We start from the raw sequence: 16379 nt of genomic DNA, 5'->3' as shown, positions 1-16379 counted from the left end.
GCGCGACGACGACCTCCTCGCCCCGGGCCAGCAGTCGGGCGAGGACGAGCTGCTCCATGACCGGTGCGCCGAGGTCGAGGCCCACGCGGGCGCCGGTGAGCCGCTCCATCTGCCCCTCGGGGGAGCGGATCCAGCCGAGCCGCAGACCGCCCCAGAAGGTCTTGCTGGCGCTGCCGATGGTGATCGTGTCGGGTGCGAAGGCGGCGAAGGGGCGCGGCATCGGCTGGCCGTCCAGCGCCAGCGCCTGGTGTGCCTCGTCCACGACCGCGACCGTCCGCGCGCGCCGCAGCAGCGCGGCGTAGTCCTCGCGCTGGGCCTCGCTCATGAGGTGCCCGGTGGGGTTCTGGAAGTCCGGGATCAGGTAGGCCAGCCGCGGTGAGGTCTCACGCAGTGCGGTCGCGACCGCCCCGAGGTCCCATCCGTCGGGGTCGACGGGCACGCCGGCCAGCCGCGCCCCGCTCTGCCGGATCGACAAGGTGGCGTTGGGATAGACCGGCGACTCGACGAGCACCCGGTCGCCGACCCCGGTGAAGGCCTGCGCGACGATCGCGGCCGCCGAGAGCGCACCGGGCGTCACCATGACCTGCTCGGGCGCCGTCGGCAGCCCGCGGGCGTCGTACGTCGCCGCGATGGCGGCCTGCAGCTCGGGCAGCCCGGCGGGGAAGTAGCCGTGACCCCCCAGGTAGGCGGGCAGCTCGGCCGCTGCCTCGGCGTAGGCCTGGGCGACGCCGGGGGGCGCCGACGCCGCGGCGCAGTTGAGGTCGATGGCCTCGCGGTCGCCCGAGCTGGGCAACAGGGACCGGTCGTGGGCGCGGGTGCGGCCACCCGGCACGCGGGTGAAGGTGCCGGAGCCCTGGCGGGCCTCGGCATAGCCGCTCTCGCGCAGCGCGGCGTAGGCCCGGGTGACCGTGGTGCGCGACACGCCGAGCGCCTCGGTCAGCTCGCGCTCGCTGGGCAGGCGGGTGCCCAGCCCGATACGACCGTCCCCGATGAGCAGCCGCAGCGCGTCGGCGAGGCCGGCGTAGGCGGGGGAGCGGTCGAAGGCGCCGACCAGGACGGCCGTGCGCGCGGCGGAGATGGTGGACGTGCCCATGCAGTCCACTGTCTCACGATTGGCTATTTGATCAAGGGCCAATCTGGCGCAGGCTGGTCGCATGACGCTCAGCCAGACCCCAGCCGCCACCGTGCCGCTCGCCGAGCTGGGGCCGATCGCCCAGCTGCGCGCCGGTCGGCTGGCCGTGCGGCTGCCGCTGCTCTACGTCGGCCTGGTGGTCTACGGCGCCTCGCTGGCGATGATGGTGCGGGCCGACCTCGGCCTGGCGCCCTGGGACGTGCTGCACTCCGGACTGATCCGGCACGTGCCGATCACGCTCGGACAGGCTGTCGTCCTGATGAGCTTCGTCGTGCTCGTGCTCTGGATCCCGCTCAAGGAGATGCCGGGCCTCGCCACCATCTCCAACGCGGTCGTCGTCGGCCTCGCCGCCGACGCGACCCTGCTGGTCCTCGACCGCCCCGACGCGATGGCGCTGCGGATCGCGCTCATGGTGGCCGGCGTGCTGACCTGCGGGCTGGCCACGGCGCTCTACATCGGCGCCCAGCTCGGCCGTGGTCCGCGCGACGGGCTGATGACCGGTCTCGCGCGGCGCACAGGACTCTCGATCCGGTTGGTGCGGACGCTGCTCGAGGTCGGCGTGGTGCTCATCGGCCTGCTCCTGGGCGGGGTGCTGGGCATCGGGACGATCGTCTTCGCCCTCGCCATCGGTCCGATCACCCAGGTGCTGCTGCCGATCTTCGTCGTCGACCTCGAGGGTTAGAGACGTCTCCTTCTCCGCCGTGACAGACTGCCGCCGACGGGCCCAGTCGGCCAGTCCAGTCGGCCAGTCCAGTCCGAGCACGCGGAGGCAGCATGACGACTTCACCCGGTCCCGAGAACGACGCTGCTGCCGCGGCGCCCGCACCCCTGGCTCCGCCCGAGCCGGTGATCACCCTCACCGCCCCGGCACCGCCCGCCCTGGTCATCGAGACGCAGGCGCCCAAGATGGCGCCGCAGGTCTCGGCCGAGGCGATCCCCGAGCTCGACACCAAGGTCGACACCTTCATGAGCGCGCTGACCAGCGCCGCGAGCCGCAGCCCGGAGTTCGCCGCGCAGGCCGAGAGCGTGCGCACGATGGGCGACGCCGACATCCGCAAGGCGGCCGAGACGTCCAACCGGATGCTCAACCAGCCGGTCCGTGCCCTCAAGGAGGGTGGGCTCTCGCAGGGCTCCGAGGTCGGCAAGACCCTCCTCGAGCTGCGCCGCACCGTCGAGGACCTCGACCCCAGCGAGGCCAAGGGCGCCCGCAAGTTCATGGACTGGCTGCCCTTCGGCGACAAGGTCGAGGACTACTTCCGCAAGTACCAGTCCAGCCAGAGCCAGCTCAACGGGATCCTGCACGCCCTGCGCAACGGCCAGGACGAGCTCACCAAGGACAACGTCGCGCTCAACTTGGAGAAGACCAACCTCTGGGCGGTGATGGGCCGGCTCAACCAGTACGTCTACGTCGCCGAGCGTCTCGACGCCAAGCTGTCGGCCAAGATCGCCGAGCTCGAGCTCTCCGACCCCGAGGCCGCCAAGGCGCTCAGCCAGGACGTGCTGTTCTACGTGCGTCAGAAGCACCAGGACCTGCTCACCCAGCTCGCGGTGTCGATCCAGAGCTATCTCGCGATCGACATCATCATCAAGAACAACATCGAGCTCATCAAGGGCGTCGACCGCGCCTCGACGACGACGATCTCCGCGCTGCGCACGGCGGTCATCGTGGCGCAGGCACTGGGCAACCAGAAGCTCGTGCTCGACCAGATCACCGCGCTCAACACCACGACGTCCACCATGATCCAGCGCACCTCGGAGATGCTGAAGGAGAGCAGCGCTGCGATCCAGGAGCAGGCCGCCTCCTCGACGATCGGCATGGAGCAGCTGCAGGCGGCCTTCGCCAACATCTACGCCACGATGGACTCCATCGACGAGTTCAAGCTCAAGGCGCTCGACAACATGGCGGCGACGATCGGCGTGCTCGAGACCGAGGTCGTGAAGTCGCGCTCCTACCTCGAGCGGGTCCAGGCCCACGATGCCCGCAACGCCACCGGCACCCTCGACCTCTCCTCCGTCCCGACGCTCTGAGCAACCCCCGAGGCCCGAGGACAGCGTGAGTCTCAAGTCATGGCTGCAACGACGACGCAGGAGCGACGAGCCGGTCTCGTCGGTGCCCGCTGCGCCGACCGAGCAGGACATCCTCGCCTCGCTCAACCGGGTCAACGCGATGCTCAGCGAGGGCAACGCCCCTCCGGTGGTCACCTCGCGCGTCATCCGGATCGCCCGCACCATCAACGACACGCTGCCGCGCCTGCGGCACCTCGGGCTGGGCAGCATGGAGAGCTACTCGGTCGTCGCGACGGCGACCGACTACCTGCCCGAGGCGGTCGGCGGCTACCTCCGGCTGCCGCGCGAGTGGGCGGACACCCGCCCGATCGACGGCTACAAGACCTCGCTGATGGTCCTCATCGACCAGCTCGAGCTCCTGGGCGCCACCATGGACCAGATCTTCGACGCCGCCAACCGCGCCGACGCGCAGGCGCTGCTGGCCCATGGCATGTTCCTCAAGAGCAAGTTCGGCCACTCGGGTGGCACCGACCTCACCCTGGGATCCCCGCATGACTGACGTCCTCAGCCTCTCCTCCGCCCTCGACGCGTTGGCCGCGGTCGCCGCCACCGCTGGCGTCGACGCCGCGACGGCCCGCCGTGAGGGGGAGTGCCTGGCCGCGACCATCGCCGAGCCGGCCCGGGGGGCCTTCGTCGACTGGTCCGAGCAGACCGGGCGCGCCCGCTCGTCCGAGGACTTCATGGACGCGGCGTCGCGGGGGCGTCGCTACCGCTCGGCGCCCACCCCGGCCATGAACGGCCTCGCGCTGGCCCGCTCGCCGCACGCTCCGTCGTACGCGAAGGCGCTGGCGGACGTCGCCCTGGCCGCTGCCTCGCTGGGGGAGGAGAACCCGCGCACCGTCGGCAACGCCGCCACGGCGGCGGCCGCCCAGCTCGGCGAGGCCACGCCGACCCCGGTGCCCACGACGACCGACGGCACCGGTCTCGACCTCACGCAGCCGCACGAGCAGGCGCGCACCGGCGACCACTTCCTCGCGCAGATGATGGACCAGCTCGAGAACGTCCAGGACAAGCTGCTCAACCTCGACCTCCAGCAGAACGATGCTCGGGCCGACGTGTGGGCCGACCCGGTCCCGCCCGGGGACGACCCGTCGGGCGACCCCATCGCCACCCAGCCCCCACCGGCCGAGCCGACGGGGCCGGTCGAGCGGGAGAAGGTCGAGGAGCCCGCCGAGCCGGAGCCGGAGCCCAAGAGCGTGGAGGAGCTCCTCGCCGAGCTCGACACGCTCGTCGGCCTGACCGACGTCAAGGCCGAGATCCACCGCCAGGCGGCCATCCTGCGCGTCGAGGGGCTGCGCAAGGACGCCGGCCTCACCTCGCCGACCATCACCCGGCACATGATCTTCAACGGCAACCCCGGCACCGGCAAGACCACGGTGGCCCGGCTGGTCGCCGGCATCTACCGCGCGCTCGGTCTGCTCTCGAGGGGCCAGCTCGTCGAGGTCGACCGCTCCGAGCTCGTCGCCGGCTTCCTGGGCCAGACCGCGATGAAGACCGCCGACGTCGTGAAGTCCGCCGAGGGGGGCGTGCTCTTCATCGACGAGGCCTACTCGCTCGCCGGGGACCAGTACGGCCAGGAGGCCGTCGACACGCTGGTCAAGGAGATGGAGGACAAGCGCGACGACCTGGTCGTGATCGTCGCGGGCTATCCCGTGCCGATGGAGGTCTTCATCGCGCAGAACCCCGGGCTCGAGAGCCGCTTCCGCACCCAGATCGACTTCGCGGACTACACCGACGACGAGCTGGTGAAGATCTTCGGTGTCATGGCCTCCGGCGCCGAGTACGACGCCGGCGACCCGGTCCTCGACCGGCTGCGCGAGCTGCTCGTTGCCGTGCAGCGCGGCCCGCAGTTCGGCAACGCGCGCTACGTCCGCAACGTCCTCGAGGCCGCCATCGGTCGTCACGCCTGGCGGCTGCGCGACATCGACGCCCCGACCCTCGAGCAGCTGCGCACCCTCGAGGCCGACGACCTCGACCCGGTCGTCGCCGACGGCCCGACCGAGCCGGTCGAGTGGGACCCCGCGCCCGAGGTGGGCGACGTCGCTCCTCACGAGGTGGCCGAGCCCACGGCCGAGACCAACCCTGCTGGGACCACCCCCGCTGAGACCCCCGCCGAGGAGGAGCCCGCATGAGCCAGGCCCAGGCCCCGACCCCGGCCCCCGTGCCCCGGGCGGCCCCGGTCCCCGCACCTCCCGGCGTCGCCACCGCGGCCACGCGCGTCGATCTGCGCGCCCGCCTCGCCGGTCGCCCGACCGGCACGACCGAGGACGTGCCCCGGCTGCTCACCCGCTGGCAGGCGATCGCGGTCGCCACGTGCGTGGCCTTCGGAGTGCTCGCGGCGCTGTTCCAGCTGCTCGCCTGGCAGGCCACGGGTCGCGCCGCCGACAACACCGAGCAGCTGGTGCGGGTCCAGCAGATCCAGTCCTCGCTGTTCCGCGCCGACGCGCTCGCCACCAACGCCTTCCTCATCGGCGGCCTCGAGCCGGCCGACCAGCGGGCGGAGTACGACGCGGCGCTCGACATGGTGCTGCGTCAGATCACCGACGCCGCGGAGGCACAGCCGGCCGACCGCGAGGCGCTGGCGGCCCTCAACACCGAGGTGGCGGCGTACGCCACGACCAACGCGCAGGCCCGGGACAACAACCGTCAGGGCTTCCCCGTCGGTGCCGAGTACCTCAAGGGCGCCAGCGCCGGTCTGCGCACCGACGCGGTGCGGATCCTCCAGTCGCTGGTGCGCGCCAACACCGAGCGGGCCGACACCGAGCTCGACGGGCAGAACACGCTGCCGCTCTTCCTGACCGGTGCCGTGGCGATCCTGCTGCTGTGGTGGGTCAACCGCCAGATGGCGCGCCGCTTCCGCAGAGCCATCAACAAGGGCCTGGCTGTCGCCGCGCTGATGATCCTGGTCGTCACGCTCTTCGGCACGTTCGTCAGCGCTCAACGCTCCGGTGACAACGACGACCTGCGCGCGGGCGACTTCGCGCTCGCGCTCGACGAGGCGTCGGCCCGCACGGCGGCCAACGACGCCAAGGCCAACGAGAGCCTGCGGCTGATCGCCCGCGGATCGGGCGATGCCTACGAGTCGGCCTGGACGACCGCCGCCGACAAGGCCGGTGGCGCATCGTCACCGGAGACCCTGCCGCTCTGGGAGGCCTACGCCGCCCGCCACGCGGAGGTCGTCTCCCTCGACGAGGCCGGCAGCTGGGACGACGCGGTGGCGGAGGCCACGACGACGGAGGCCGGCGGATCGTCGCAGGCGCTCGACGCGTTCGACAGTGCCTCGCAGCAGGTCATCGACGACGCCGCCTTCCGCACGACCGACAGCCTGCGCTCCGGTGCCTTCACGGCGCTGATGCTCGTCTCCGTGAGCCTGCTGGTCGGGCTCGCGGCCGCGGGAGCCGCGACGTGGGGCATCGCCCAGCGACGCAGGGAGTACGCATGAGCGCGCGCCGATCCACCCGGGCGCAGGCCCTCACCGGTCTGCTCCTCGCCGGTCTGCTCACCGGCTGCGGGGGCTACGACGCCACCCGCGTGCCCGAGCCCCCGGCCGCGGAGGGCACGCCCATCACCCAGCCGACCACGCCGCCGGAGTGTGGTGAGGCCACGGCCTCCTACGCCCCGACCGGCGCCCTGCCCGGACCCAGCGAGCTCCCGGCCGGCTCCACGATGGCCGCCATCCGCGAGCGCGGCCGCCTCATCGCGGGCGTCTCGGCCGACACCTACCTGATGGCCTCGCGCAACCCGTTCAACGGGCAGATCGAGGGCTTCGACATCGACTTCGTCAAGCAGGTCGCTCGCGCGATCTTCGGCAGCGACGACCCGCGGTTCATCCAGCTGCGCGTGATCACCGCCGGCGACCGGATCCCGCTGCTGCAGTCGCGGGACGTCGACATCGTCGTGCGCAACATGACGATCAACTGCACCCGCTGGGAGGACATCGCGTTCTCGGCGGAGTACTACCGCTCCGGCCAGAAGCTCATGGTCCGTCAGGACCTGGCCGACGAGGGCGTCGACTCCGTCGACGAGCTCGACGGTGTGCGGGTCTGCGCGCCGTCCGGCACGTCCAGCCTCGACAACATCGAGCGCCTCGCCCCCGGGGCGGTCGTGGTGCCGGCGGGCAGCCACACCGGGTGCCTGGTGAAGTTCCAGCAGGGGGACGTCGACGCCATCACCGGCGACGACACCGTGCTCGCCGGGCTCGCGGCCCAGGACCCCTACGCCGTCGTGCCCGAGCAGGAGACCTTCACCGACGAGCCCTACGGCATCGGCATCAACGACGACGACGTCGACCTGGTGCGCTTCGTCAACGGCATCCTCGAGCGGATGCGCACCGACGGCAGCTGGCGGGCGAGCTACGTCCAGTGGCTCCAGCCGACCCTGGGCCAGGGCGCCGGACAGCCCCAGCCGATCTACGGGCGCACCCCGTGACCCTCCCGACGACCCTCACCGCGCCCGTCGCCCCCGGTCGGATCGGCCAGGCCGTCGAGCCCGCGCTGCTCCAGGACTACCTGGTCGCCCTCGAGGCCTGGGTCCGCGGACGGCGCACGGAGCTCGACGACCTCGACTCCGCCGCGCTGGCCGCCAACCGCGGCGCCGACGTGGCCGCCGACATGGCCCTGTCGCTGGCGCTGTGGAAGGCCGTGTCCGACCGCTACCAGCTGGTCTTCGCGACCTGGGACGGCGGCCGCGTGCTCGAGGCCGAGCGGGCCAAGATCGCCACGCTGATCTGGGGACGCCTCGACGGTGCCACCACGCTGCCCGGTGACCTCGTCGTGTCGCTGCCCGAGGCGTGCCGGCTCTCCGACGCACTCGCGGGCCAGCTGCGCACCCGCCTCTCGCTGGTGCCCGGAGCGGATGCCTCGGCGGCCCGGATCAAGCAGCTGCGCGCGCAGGTCGAGCGGCTGCGCGACCAGGTCGGCCTCGAGCCGGCCGCCCAGCGCGACGCGGCCGTCGACGAGCTCGCGGGCCTGATGGCCCGGCTCCAGGAGATCGCCGACAAGGCCTCGCGCGGCGCCGACGTCGGAGGCCTCCTCGGCCCGATCGAGATCGACGCGACCCGCTTCGAGCGCGACCTGATCGTCGGCAACGCCCGCCGCCGTGACGCGCGCGACCAGGTGCAGAAGGCCCGCGAGCTGCGTGCCGACCTCGAGGCCCGTGAGGCCGCACTCACCCACCTCGCCGACACCTGCGTTCGCACGGTCGACCCGGCCCCGCGCTACGCCGTCCCCGACGTCGACATGCTCGGGCCGATCCCCAACACCCCCGAGGCGATCGGCCCCTACCTCGACCGTCTCGACCGCGTCGGCCAGGCCATGTCGCTCGCGCAGGAGAAGTACGCCGCCGCGCTGGCCGAGCGCACCGAGCTGCTCGAGCTCCTCGACGCCTACGTCGCCAAGGCGACAGCGCTGGGGCTCGTCGACCGGCCCGACCTGCGCGACAGCGAGCAGCGGGCCCGCGACGTGCTCGCCCGCGAGCCGGCCCCGATGGCCGTGTGCCGTCAGCTCGTCACGACCTACCAGACCTGGCTCACCCAGCTCGGCGACGCCGCCGCGAGATCGAGGGAGACCGCATGAGCGCCCCCACCTGCACCCAGCCCGGCTGCACGGGCACGATCGCCGACGGCTACTGCGACGTGTGCGGCATGGCCGCTGCGCCGGGTGCGGCCGCAGCCTCGGCTGCCTCTGCCCCCTCGACCGCCTCCTCCTCGCCGTCGCCGGGGATCGCCCCGGTCGCGGTCGCGGCGAGCGACGGCGCGAGGTGCACCCAGCCCGGCTGCAGCGGCACCATCGCCGACGGCTACTGCGACACCTGCGGCATGGCCGGCGCGCCCGGTGGCGCGGCGTCCGTCGCGGCGGCGGCGGGGGAGAGCCAGCCGCTGTCGGGTGGGGAGGTGTCGGTCGCGACGTCGGCCAGCAAGGTGCAGTCGGCCGCGATCGGGTCCGCCCGTGCTCGGGGCACCTCGTCGACGCGGCGCACCCGCGCGGGCTCCCAGCGCATGCGTGCCGCCCGCCTGGGGGCGGGCCTGACCGTCGTACCGCCCGCGCCGCCGGTCGACGCCAGCAAGGCGATCAACCCGGACCCGCAGGTCCCCGAGGACAAGCGCAGCTGCTCCAAGTGCGGCACCAAGATCGGCCGCTCGCGCGACGGGCAGCCCGGGCGCACCGAGGGCTTCTGCCCCCAGTGCGGCCAGGAGTTCTCCTTCTCGCCCAAGCTCCAGCCCGGCGACCTCGTCGGCGGGCAGTACGAGATGGTCGGCGCCATCGCGCACGGTGGCCTCGGCTGGATCTACCTCGCCAAGGACCGCAACGTCTCCGACCGCTGGGTGGTGCTCAAGGGCCTGCTCAACTCCGGTGACCCCGACGCGCTCGCCGCGGCGATCGCCGAGCAGCAGTTCCTCGCCCAGGTCGAGCACCCGCTGATCGTCGAGATCTACAACTTCGTCACCCACGAGGGTGCGGGTTACATCGTCATGGAGTACGTCGGCGGCAAGTCGCTCAAGCAGATCCTCAAGGCGCGCATGACCGCCAACAACGGGGTCTACGACGCGCTGCCGGTCGACCAGGCTCTGGCCTTCATCCTCGAGGTGCTGCCCGCCTTCCAGTACCTCCACGACCTCGGGCTGGTCTACTGCGACTTCAAGCCCGACAACCTGATCCAGGTCGGCGACGCGGTCAAGCTGATCGACCTCGGCGGTGTGCGCCGCATCGACGACGAGGAGTCGGCGATCTACGGCACGGTCGGCTACCAGGCGCCCGAGGTCGCCGAGGTCGGGCCGAGCGTGGCCTCCGACATCTACACGATCGGTCGCACGCTCGTGGTGCTGTGCATGGAGTTCCGCGGCTACCAGGGGACCTACCTCCACACCCTGCCGCCGCCGGCGACCACTCCGCTCTTCGCCCGCTACGACTCGTTCTACTGGCTGGTGGCCAAGTGCTGCGCGGCCGACCCGGCCGACCGCTTCGCCTCGGCCGACGAGCTGCGCACGCAGCTGCTCGGCGTGCTGCGCGAGGTCGTCGCGGCGCGGACCCAGGGCACGGCGCTCACCTCGGCCGCCTCGCTGCTCTTCGAGCCGCCGTCGTCCTCGACGTCCGCCCTGTCCTGGTCGCAGCTGCCGGCGCTGCGCGAGGACACGACCGACGACCAGCACGCCTGGCTGGCGACGATCGGCTCCGACGACCCGGCCCAGCGGCTCAAGGACCTCGAGGACGCCCCCGAGAGCAGCGCCGAGGTGTGGCTGGCGCGGGCGAAGGCGGCCCTGGAGCTGGAGCAGCCGGCCCGGGCCCGTGCCTATGCCGCGGACCTGCTCGCCCAGGACCCGTGGGAGTGGCGAGCGCTGTGGGTCGACGGCCTCGCGGCGCTGCAGCTCGAGGACTGGGACACCGCCAAGGCGTCGTTCAACGCGGTCTACCAGCAGGTGCCCGGTGAGCTGGCCCCCAAGCTCGCGCTGGCGGTCGCGTGCGAGCGCGGCCAGCAGGGCGACGTCGCCGAGGGGCTCTACGCCACCTGTGCCGCGACCGACGCCAACTACGTCGCTCCGGCGGCCTTCGGCATGGCCCGGGTGCGCGCCCGCCGCCACGACATGACGGGTGCGATCGCGGCCCTCGACCAGGTGCCCTCGACCAGCCGTGGCTTCCCCGAGAGCCGTCAGCTGCGCGCCGACGTGCTGCTCAGCGGCGGCTCGGGCGACCTCGCCCTGCTGGACCAGGCGATGGGCAGCATCGGGTCGGTGCCGATGGATCCGCGCACGCGCGAGACCTACACCGTCAAGATCCTGAGCCAGGCGCTCGACGTGGTGCTGGCCGGCAGCGCGCGCCCGGATGCGAAGGTGGGCACCCACCCGGCCACCGAGGCCGGGCTGCGCGACGGGCTCGAGCGGTCCTACCGGGCGCTGGCGCGCGACGCGACCGACGTCAAGGCCCGCGTCGAGCTCGTCAACCAGGCCAACGCCGTACGGATGTGGACGCTGACATGACCGAGACCCCGATCCCCGCCGCCGCTCCGGTGCCCGGCGGGCAGACCTGTCCGTCCTGCGCGGCCGCGATGCCGGCCGGAACGCTCTTCTGCGAGAACTGCGGGGCCTCCCTCGGCGCACCGGCGCCGGTCGACCCCAGCGCCCGCCCGGTCTCGCTGCAGGGCGCTGCCCCCGTCGAGGGTGACAGCCCGATCGACGAGGTCGCGCCGATCAGTGCCGCCACCCGGCCGGTCCCGGCCGCGGGACCGGCGCCCGTGACCGGGCGCGTGCCGTGTCGCAGCTGCGGTGGCTCGGTCGGACCCGACGGCTACTGCGAGCAGTGCGGCACCAAGGCACCCAGCGAGCGCGACCACTTCCGCGAGGCGCCCGCCGCCTGGGTGGCCGGAGTCTGCGACCGTGGCATCCGGCACACCCGCAACGAGGACGCGATGGCACTCTCGGCGTCCGCCACGGCGGGGGAGCGGGCCGTGCTCGTCGTCCTCGACGGCGTCTCCAGCTCCCTCGACTCCGACGTGGCGTCGCTGGCCGGCGCCCGGGCGGCGCGTGACCACCTGCGCAGCCCGCTCCCGCAGGGGATGGGCACGCCCGACGGCCGGCTGGCCGCGGTCACCAAGGTCTTCACCGACACGGTGGCGGTCGCCAACGCGGCCGTCATCGCTGCCACCGCACCCGACTCGCCCAACCCGGCCTCGGCGACGTTCGTGGTCGCCGTGCTGGAGCACGGCCTGGTGTCCTACGCCAACGTCGGCGACTCCCGCGCCTACTGGCTGCCCGACGGCGGTCCCGGTGTGCAGCTCTCCGAGGACGACTCGGTGGCCCAGCAGATGATCGCCGCCGGCATCTCGCGCACGCAGGCCGAGACCTCGCCCCAGGCGCACGCCATCACCAAGTGGCTCGGGCGCGACGCCCGCGACCTCGCCCCGCGCGTCGGGCAGCTCCGGCTCACCGAGCCGGGGTGGCTGCTCGTGTGCTCCGACGGCTTGTGGAACTACGCCTCCGAGCCCGAGGCGCTGCAGGCGCAGGTCCGGATCAGCGGCGCCACCGACCCGGCCGCCCTCGCCCTCGCGCTCACCGACTTCGCCAACGCCCAGGGCGGGATCGACAACATCACCGTCACGCTCGCACGCGTGGACGGGCCCGTTGCTGGGCAGCATGTCGAGACCGCCGACCCCGCCGTCGTACCCGCACCCCAGGCCGCCGCACCCCAGGAGGAGACCCATGGCTGAGTTCACCGCCGCCGTCTACCAGAACGAGTTCCTGCCCGACGGGGGCACGGACGTCAACGCGATCGTCACCGTGACCTGCGCGGGAGCGGGGACGGCTGGTCGGTCCGGCGGGGGAGCGGCCGGCGAGATCATCATCGTCGACACCTCCGGCTCGATGGGACCGCAGACGATGGCCGCGGCCAAGCAGGCCGCCCAGGCCGCGCTCGCGGAGATCATCGACGGCACCTGGTTCGCCGTGATCGCCGGCTCCGACCGCGCGATGCTCGCCTACCCGCAGGTCTCCTCGGGTCCCGGACTCGTGCAGATGGACGCCCGGACCCGGGAGGAGGCGAGGGCCGCCATCGGTCGCTTCGTCGGCAGCGGCGGCACCGCGATCGGCACCTGGCTCGACCTGGCGGGCACGCTCTTCGCGTCCGTCCCGGGTGTCACCCAGAAGCACGCCATCCTGCTCACCGACGGCGAGAACCGCGAGCAGCCCGGGGCGCTCGACGCCGCCATCCAGCGCGCCACCGGCGTGTTCCAGTGCGACTGTCGAGGCGCCGGCACCGACTGGCAGGTCGAGGAGGTGCGCCGGATCTCGCAGGCGCTGCTCGGCACCGTCGACATCATCCCGGAGCCCTCCCAGATGAAGGCACAGTTCGAGGAGATGATGCGCAGCTCGATGGCCCGCGGCGTCTCCGACGCCCAGCTGCGGGTGTGGGCTCCCCAGGGCGCCCAGGTGCTCTTCGTGCGTCAGGTCTCCCCGACCGTCGAGGACCTCACCGACCGCCGGGTCGTGGTCAACCCGCTCACCGGCGGCTACCCCACCGGCGCGTGGGCCGACGAGTCCCGCGACTACCACGTCGCGGTCCGGGTCGCGGCCAAGGCGATCGGCCAGGAGCAGCTGGCCGCGCGGGTGCAGGTCGCCCTGGGGGAGAACGTCGTGGCGCAGGCGCTGGTCAAGGCGACCTGGTCCAACAACTCCGAGCTCACCGCACGCATCGACCAGCAGGTCGCCCACTACACCGGGCAGACCGAGCTGGCCTCGATGATCCAGGAGGGGCTGGCCGCCAAGGCCGCCGGCGACGCCGCGACCGCGACCACCAAGCTCGGGCGCGCCGTCCAGCTCGCGGCCGAGACGGGCAACGACGAGGCGACCTCCAAGCTGCGCAAGGTCGTCGACATCGACGACGAGAAGGAAGGCACCGTGCGGCTCAAGGCGGCCGTCGAGAAGGCCGACGAGATGGCGCTCGACACCGCATCGACCAAGACCACGCGGATCAAGAAGTGAACCTCTGCCCGGCGGGTCACGACACCGCCGCCACCGACTACTGCGACGTCTGCGGCATCGCCATGGGCGCGGCGCCGGCCGCGTCGTCGACGCCGGCCGATCCGGCCGCTCCTCCTGCGCCGGGAGAGGCCACGGGGACCCTGCCCACCTCGTCGTCGACCTGCCCGCACTGCTCCACGGTCAACCCGGCCAACGCGCTGTTCTGCGAGGCGTGCGGCTACGACTTCACCACCGGCACCATGCCGCGGCCGCTGACCCCGCCGAGCGGCACGGCTCCGGCTGCTCCCTCGGCCTCGGCCGATCCCGCGACGCCGCCTGCTGCGCCGGCGGACGCCAACCCGGCGCCGAAGCTGGCCGACGCGTGGGTGGCGGAGGTGTGGATCGACCCCGACTGGTACACCGACCAGAAGTCGACCGACCCGCTGCCCTCGCCCGGCCTCCCGATCGTGGTGCCGCTCAAGCACACCTCGATCCTGATCGGGCGGGCCTCCCGCAGCCGCAACATCACCCCCGACATCGACCTCTCCTCCGACAACGGCATCAGCCGCCGCCACGCCCAGCTCACCACCGACGGCACGCGCTGGTGGGTCGAGGACCTCGGGTCCTCCAACGGCACCTACGTCGGTGGCTCGGTCGGCCCGCTCCCCGGCACCCCGGTGCCTCCGGGGCAGAAGAAGGAGATCGCCGCCGACGAGCGGATCTACGTCGGCGCCTGGACCCGGATCGTCGTACGACGGGCGACCGACGGCGAGGTCTGACGCCGAGTCGGCGCGATGTTGCACCCGCCTCGTCGGCTCACCGCGTCTCGACGCCTCGTCGCTGACGCTCCTCGGGCTCGACCAGCGAGTAGTGAGGGGCTCGGCCGGCGGACGACCGCGTCAGCGGCGGGTGGCGATGAGGGTGGAGGCGTCGGAGGCGACCATGACCTCGACGGTGGTGAACCGGTCGTCGGTGAGCCACTGCTCGCGCAGGGTGTCGACGCGGCCGCCGGTGATCGGGGGCCACACCTCGCAGGGGGTGAAGTCGTCGAGCACGACGATGCCGCCCGGCTCGACCAGGTCGGCGACGGCGTCGACCCCGACCTCGCCCGGCTGACCCGAGTCGAGGAACAGCAGCGAGAAGGGGCCCTTGTCGAGGAGCGTGGACCAGTCGGCGGCGAGCACCTCGACCTGGGGGTCGTCCACGAAGATCTCGGCGGCCGCCGTGGCCAGCTTGGCGTTGAGCTCGGCGCTGATGATCTTGGCCTCGCCACGCACGCCCGAGCGCAACCACGCCGTGCCGACACCGCAGCCGGTGCCGAACTCGGCCATCGTGCCCTCGCGGGTGGCGGCCAGGGTGGCCAGCAGCCGGCCGGTCTCGTTGCGGCAGAAGGAGACGTATCCCGCCTTGCGGGAGACGGCGAAGGCGCGGTGCACCACGTCGGGGAGGTCGGGCGGGGCGCTCATGGATCGAGTCTTTCATCATGGGACGCGCGTCTCGGCATGCGGACACATCGTGAAAACCCATGGCCGGGGTCTGCCGGGTGCCTCTAGGCTGACGCCATCATGCGGAGCGTATTCGTACTCATCGAACGCCGCGGCGAGGCCCAGCAGTAACCACTGCTCACAAGAGGCCACCTCGTCGCGGTGAGCGGCGTCGTACGGTCTCTTGCCCGGTTTCGGGCTCAGTCTCTCGCTCCGCCGCAGGATCCCGATCAGCCACCGCGCGATCCGCATCCTGCTTCGGTCAGCTCCCCTCACGCGATCCGTGAGCCGCACCCACCTGCGGCGGGGCGAAGACGAACCTCCCTTCACGTCTTCCGATCACGAGATCCACAGGAGATCCGCCATGTACGACATGTACCCCGAGTGGGGCCCGGCCAGCCACAACCCCGAGAACCCGCGCAGCCACGAGGCCGTCCAGGCGTCGCTTGATCTGCGAGACAACGGCGGCCAGCGCCCCGACGACAACTAACGTCTCCCACCATGACCATCTCTGACTCTCACGCGCCCCTTTCGGAGGGCACCCTCAAGCTCGCCGTCATCCCTGGCGACGGGATCGGTCAGGAGGTCACCGCCGAGGCCCTCAAGGTCCTCGAGGTGGCGGCTCCGGCCGACGTGAAGTTCGAGCCCACCCGCTACGACCTCGGTGCCGAGCGCTACCTCGCGACCGGCGAGGTGCTGCCCGACTCCGTGCTCGCCGAGATCCGCGAGCACGACGCGATCCTGCTGGGGGCGGTCGGTGGCAAGCCCAACGACCCCAACCTGCCGCCGGGCATCCTCGAGCGCGGGCTGCTGCTGCGCCTGCGCTTCGAGCTCGACCACTACGTCAACCTGCGACCGTCGCGCATCTTCCCGGGTGTCGTGTCGCCCCTGGCCAACCCGGGAGAGGTCGACTTCGTGGTCGTCCGCGAGGGCACCGAGGGCCCCTACACGGGCAACGGTGGCGCCCTGCGCGTCGGCACGCCGCACGAGATCGCCACCGAGGTCTCGGTCAACACCGCTTTCGGTGTCGAGCGCGTCGTGCGTGACGCCTTCGCCCGGGCGCAGCGCCGACCGCGCAAGAAGCTGACGCTGGTCCACAAGACCAACGTGCTCGTCAACGCCGGGGCCGTGTGGTGGCGCCTGACCCAGGAGGTCGCCCGCGAGTTCCCCGAGGTCACGGTCGACTACATGCACATCGACGCGGCCATGATCTTCATGACGACCGACCCGTCCCGCTTCGACGTGATCG

Annotated in this window: 15 protein-coding genes; 13 read left to right on the top strand and 2 right to left on the bottom strand. The window is 72.4% G+C overall.

What is annotated here, in order from left to right:
* A partial coding sequence (locus AAG827_RS20005) for a PLP-dependent aminotransferase family protein (protein WP_341927976.1) occupies window positions 1-1093 on the bottom strand: 1093 nt, incomplete at its 3' end.
* A gap of 61 nt (window positions 1094-1154) precedes the next feature.
* On the opposite strand from AAG827_RS20005, the gene AAG827_RS20000 reads away from it, so the two are divergent.
* The 11 genes from AAG827_RS20000 (at window position 1155) to AAG827_RS19950 (ending at window position 14425) form a co-directional block, all read left to right on the top strand.
* On the top strand, window positions 1155-1814 hold the full coding sequence (locus AAG827_RS20000) for a hypothetical protein (protein ID WP_341927975.1): 660 nt from the start codon (window positions 1155-1157) through the stop codon (window positions 1812-1814).
* A 92-nt stretch (window positions 1815-1906) separates the two neighbouring features.
* Window positions 1907-3160 (top strand): toxic anion resistance protein, encoded by a 1254-nt coding sequence (locus tag AAG827_RS19995; RefSeq protein WP_341927974.1) that lies wholly within the window; start codon window positions 1907-1909, stop codon window positions 3158-3160.
* A 25-nt stretch (window positions 3161-3185) separates the two neighbouring features.
* The gene (locus AAG827_RS19990; RefSeq protein ID WP_341927973.1) at window positions 3186-3698 is read left to right on the top strand and encodes a hypothetical protein; all 513 of its coding nucleotides are present in this window, start codon (window positions 3186-3188) and stop codon (window positions 3696-3698) included.
* Window positions 3691-5331 (top strand): AAA family ATPase, encoded by a 1641-nt coding sequence (locus AAG827_RS19985; RefSeq protein WP_341927972.1) that lies wholly within the window; start codon window positions 3691-3693, stop codon window positions 5329-5331. Before AAG827_RS19990 ends, AAG827_RS19985 begins: the two co-directional genes overlap by 8 nt.
* A complete protein-coding gene (locus tag AAG827_RS19980) occupies window positions 5328-6641 on the top strand; it encodes a hypothetical protein (RefSeq protein ID WP_341927971.1) in 1314 nt (437 codons plus the stop codon). The genes AAG827_RS19985 and AAG827_RS19980 overlap by 4 nt, the downstream gene beginning before the upstream one ends.
* Window positions 6638-7627 (top strand): glutamate ABC transporter substrate-binding protein, encoded by a 990-nt coding sequence (locus AAG827_RS19975; RefSeq protein WP_341927970.1) that lies wholly within the window; start codon window positions 6638-6640, stop codon window positions 7625-7627. Before AAG827_RS19980 ends, AAG827_RS19975 begins: the two co-directional genes overlap by 4 nt.
* Window positions 7624-8772 carry a hypothetical protein gene (locus AAG827_RS19970; RefSeq protein ID WP_341927969.1) on the top strand — a complete coding sequence of 383 codons (1149 nt, stop codon included), beginning with the start codon at window positions 7624-7626 and terminating at the stop codon, window positions 8770-8772. Before AAG827_RS19975 ends, AAG827_RS19970 begins: the two co-directional genes overlap by 4 nt.
* Window positions 8769-11171, top strand: a complete 2403-nt coding sequence (locus tag AAG827_RS19965) for a tetratricopeptide repeat protein (RefSeq protein ID WP_341927968.1) — start codon at window positions 8769-8771, stop codon at window positions 11169-11171. Before AAG827_RS19970 ends, AAG827_RS19965 begins: the two co-directional genes overlap by 4 nt.
* Window positions 11168-12397, top strand: coding sequence for a protein phosphatase 2C domain-containing protein (locus AAG827_RS19960; RefSeq protein WP_341927967.1), 1230 nt, complete (start codon window positions 11168-11170; stop codon window positions 12395-12397). The genes AAG827_RS19965 and AAG827_RS19960 overlap by 4 nt, the downstream gene beginning before the upstream one ends.
* A complete protein-coding gene (locus AAG827_RS19955; RefSeq protein ID WP_341927966.1) occupies window positions 12390-13667 on the top strand; it encodes a VWA domain-containing protein in 1278 nt (425 codons plus the stop codon). The genes AAG827_RS19960 and AAG827_RS19955 overlap by 8 nt, the downstream gene beginning before the upstream one ends.
* The gene (locus tag AAG827_RS19950; protein ID WP_341927965.1) at window positions 13664-14425 is read left to right on the top strand and encodes an FHA domain-containing protein; all 762 of its coding nucleotides are present in this window, start codon (window positions 13664-13666) and stop codon (window positions 14423-14425) included. The genes AAG827_RS19955 and AAG827_RS19950 overlap by 4 nt, the downstream gene beginning before the upstream one ends.
* A 120-nt stretch (window positions 14426-14545) precedes the next feature.
* Here AAG827_RS19950 and AAG827_RS19945 read toward each other — a convergent pair whose 3' ends face one another.
* Window positions 14546-15112: a class I SAM-dependent methyltransferase gene (locus AAG827_RS19945; protein WP_341927964.1), complete on the bottom strand. Its 567-nt coding sequence runs from the start codon at window positions 15110-15112 to the stop codon at window positions 14546-14548.
* A gap of 382 nt (window positions 15113-15494) precedes the next feature.
* Here AAG827_RS19945 and AAG827_RS19940 point away from each other — a divergent pair, with 382 nt between their 5' ends.
* Window positions 15495-15620 carry a hypothetical protein gene (locus AAG827_RS19940; RefSeq protein ID WP_341927963.1) on the top strand — a complete coding sequence of 42 codons (126 nt, stop codon included), beginning with the start codon at window positions 15495-15497 and terminating at the stop codon, window positions 15618-15620.
* Window positions 15621-15631: 11 nt separating this feature from the next.
* Window positions 15632-16379: 3-isopropylmalate dehydrogenase (locus tag AAG827_RS19935; protein WP_341927962.1), on the top strand; the 748-nt coding region annotated here is incomplete at its 3' end.

It is taken from the genome of Nocardioides psychrotolerans, assembly GCF_943371775.1.
GTDB lineage: Bacteria > Actinomycetota > Actinomycetes > Propionibacteriales > Nocardioidaceae > Nocardioides > Nocardioides psychrotolerans_A.
The sequence above is the reverse complement of the archived record's forward strand: the minus strand, read 5'-3'. Positions and strand labels throughout refer to the sequence as shown.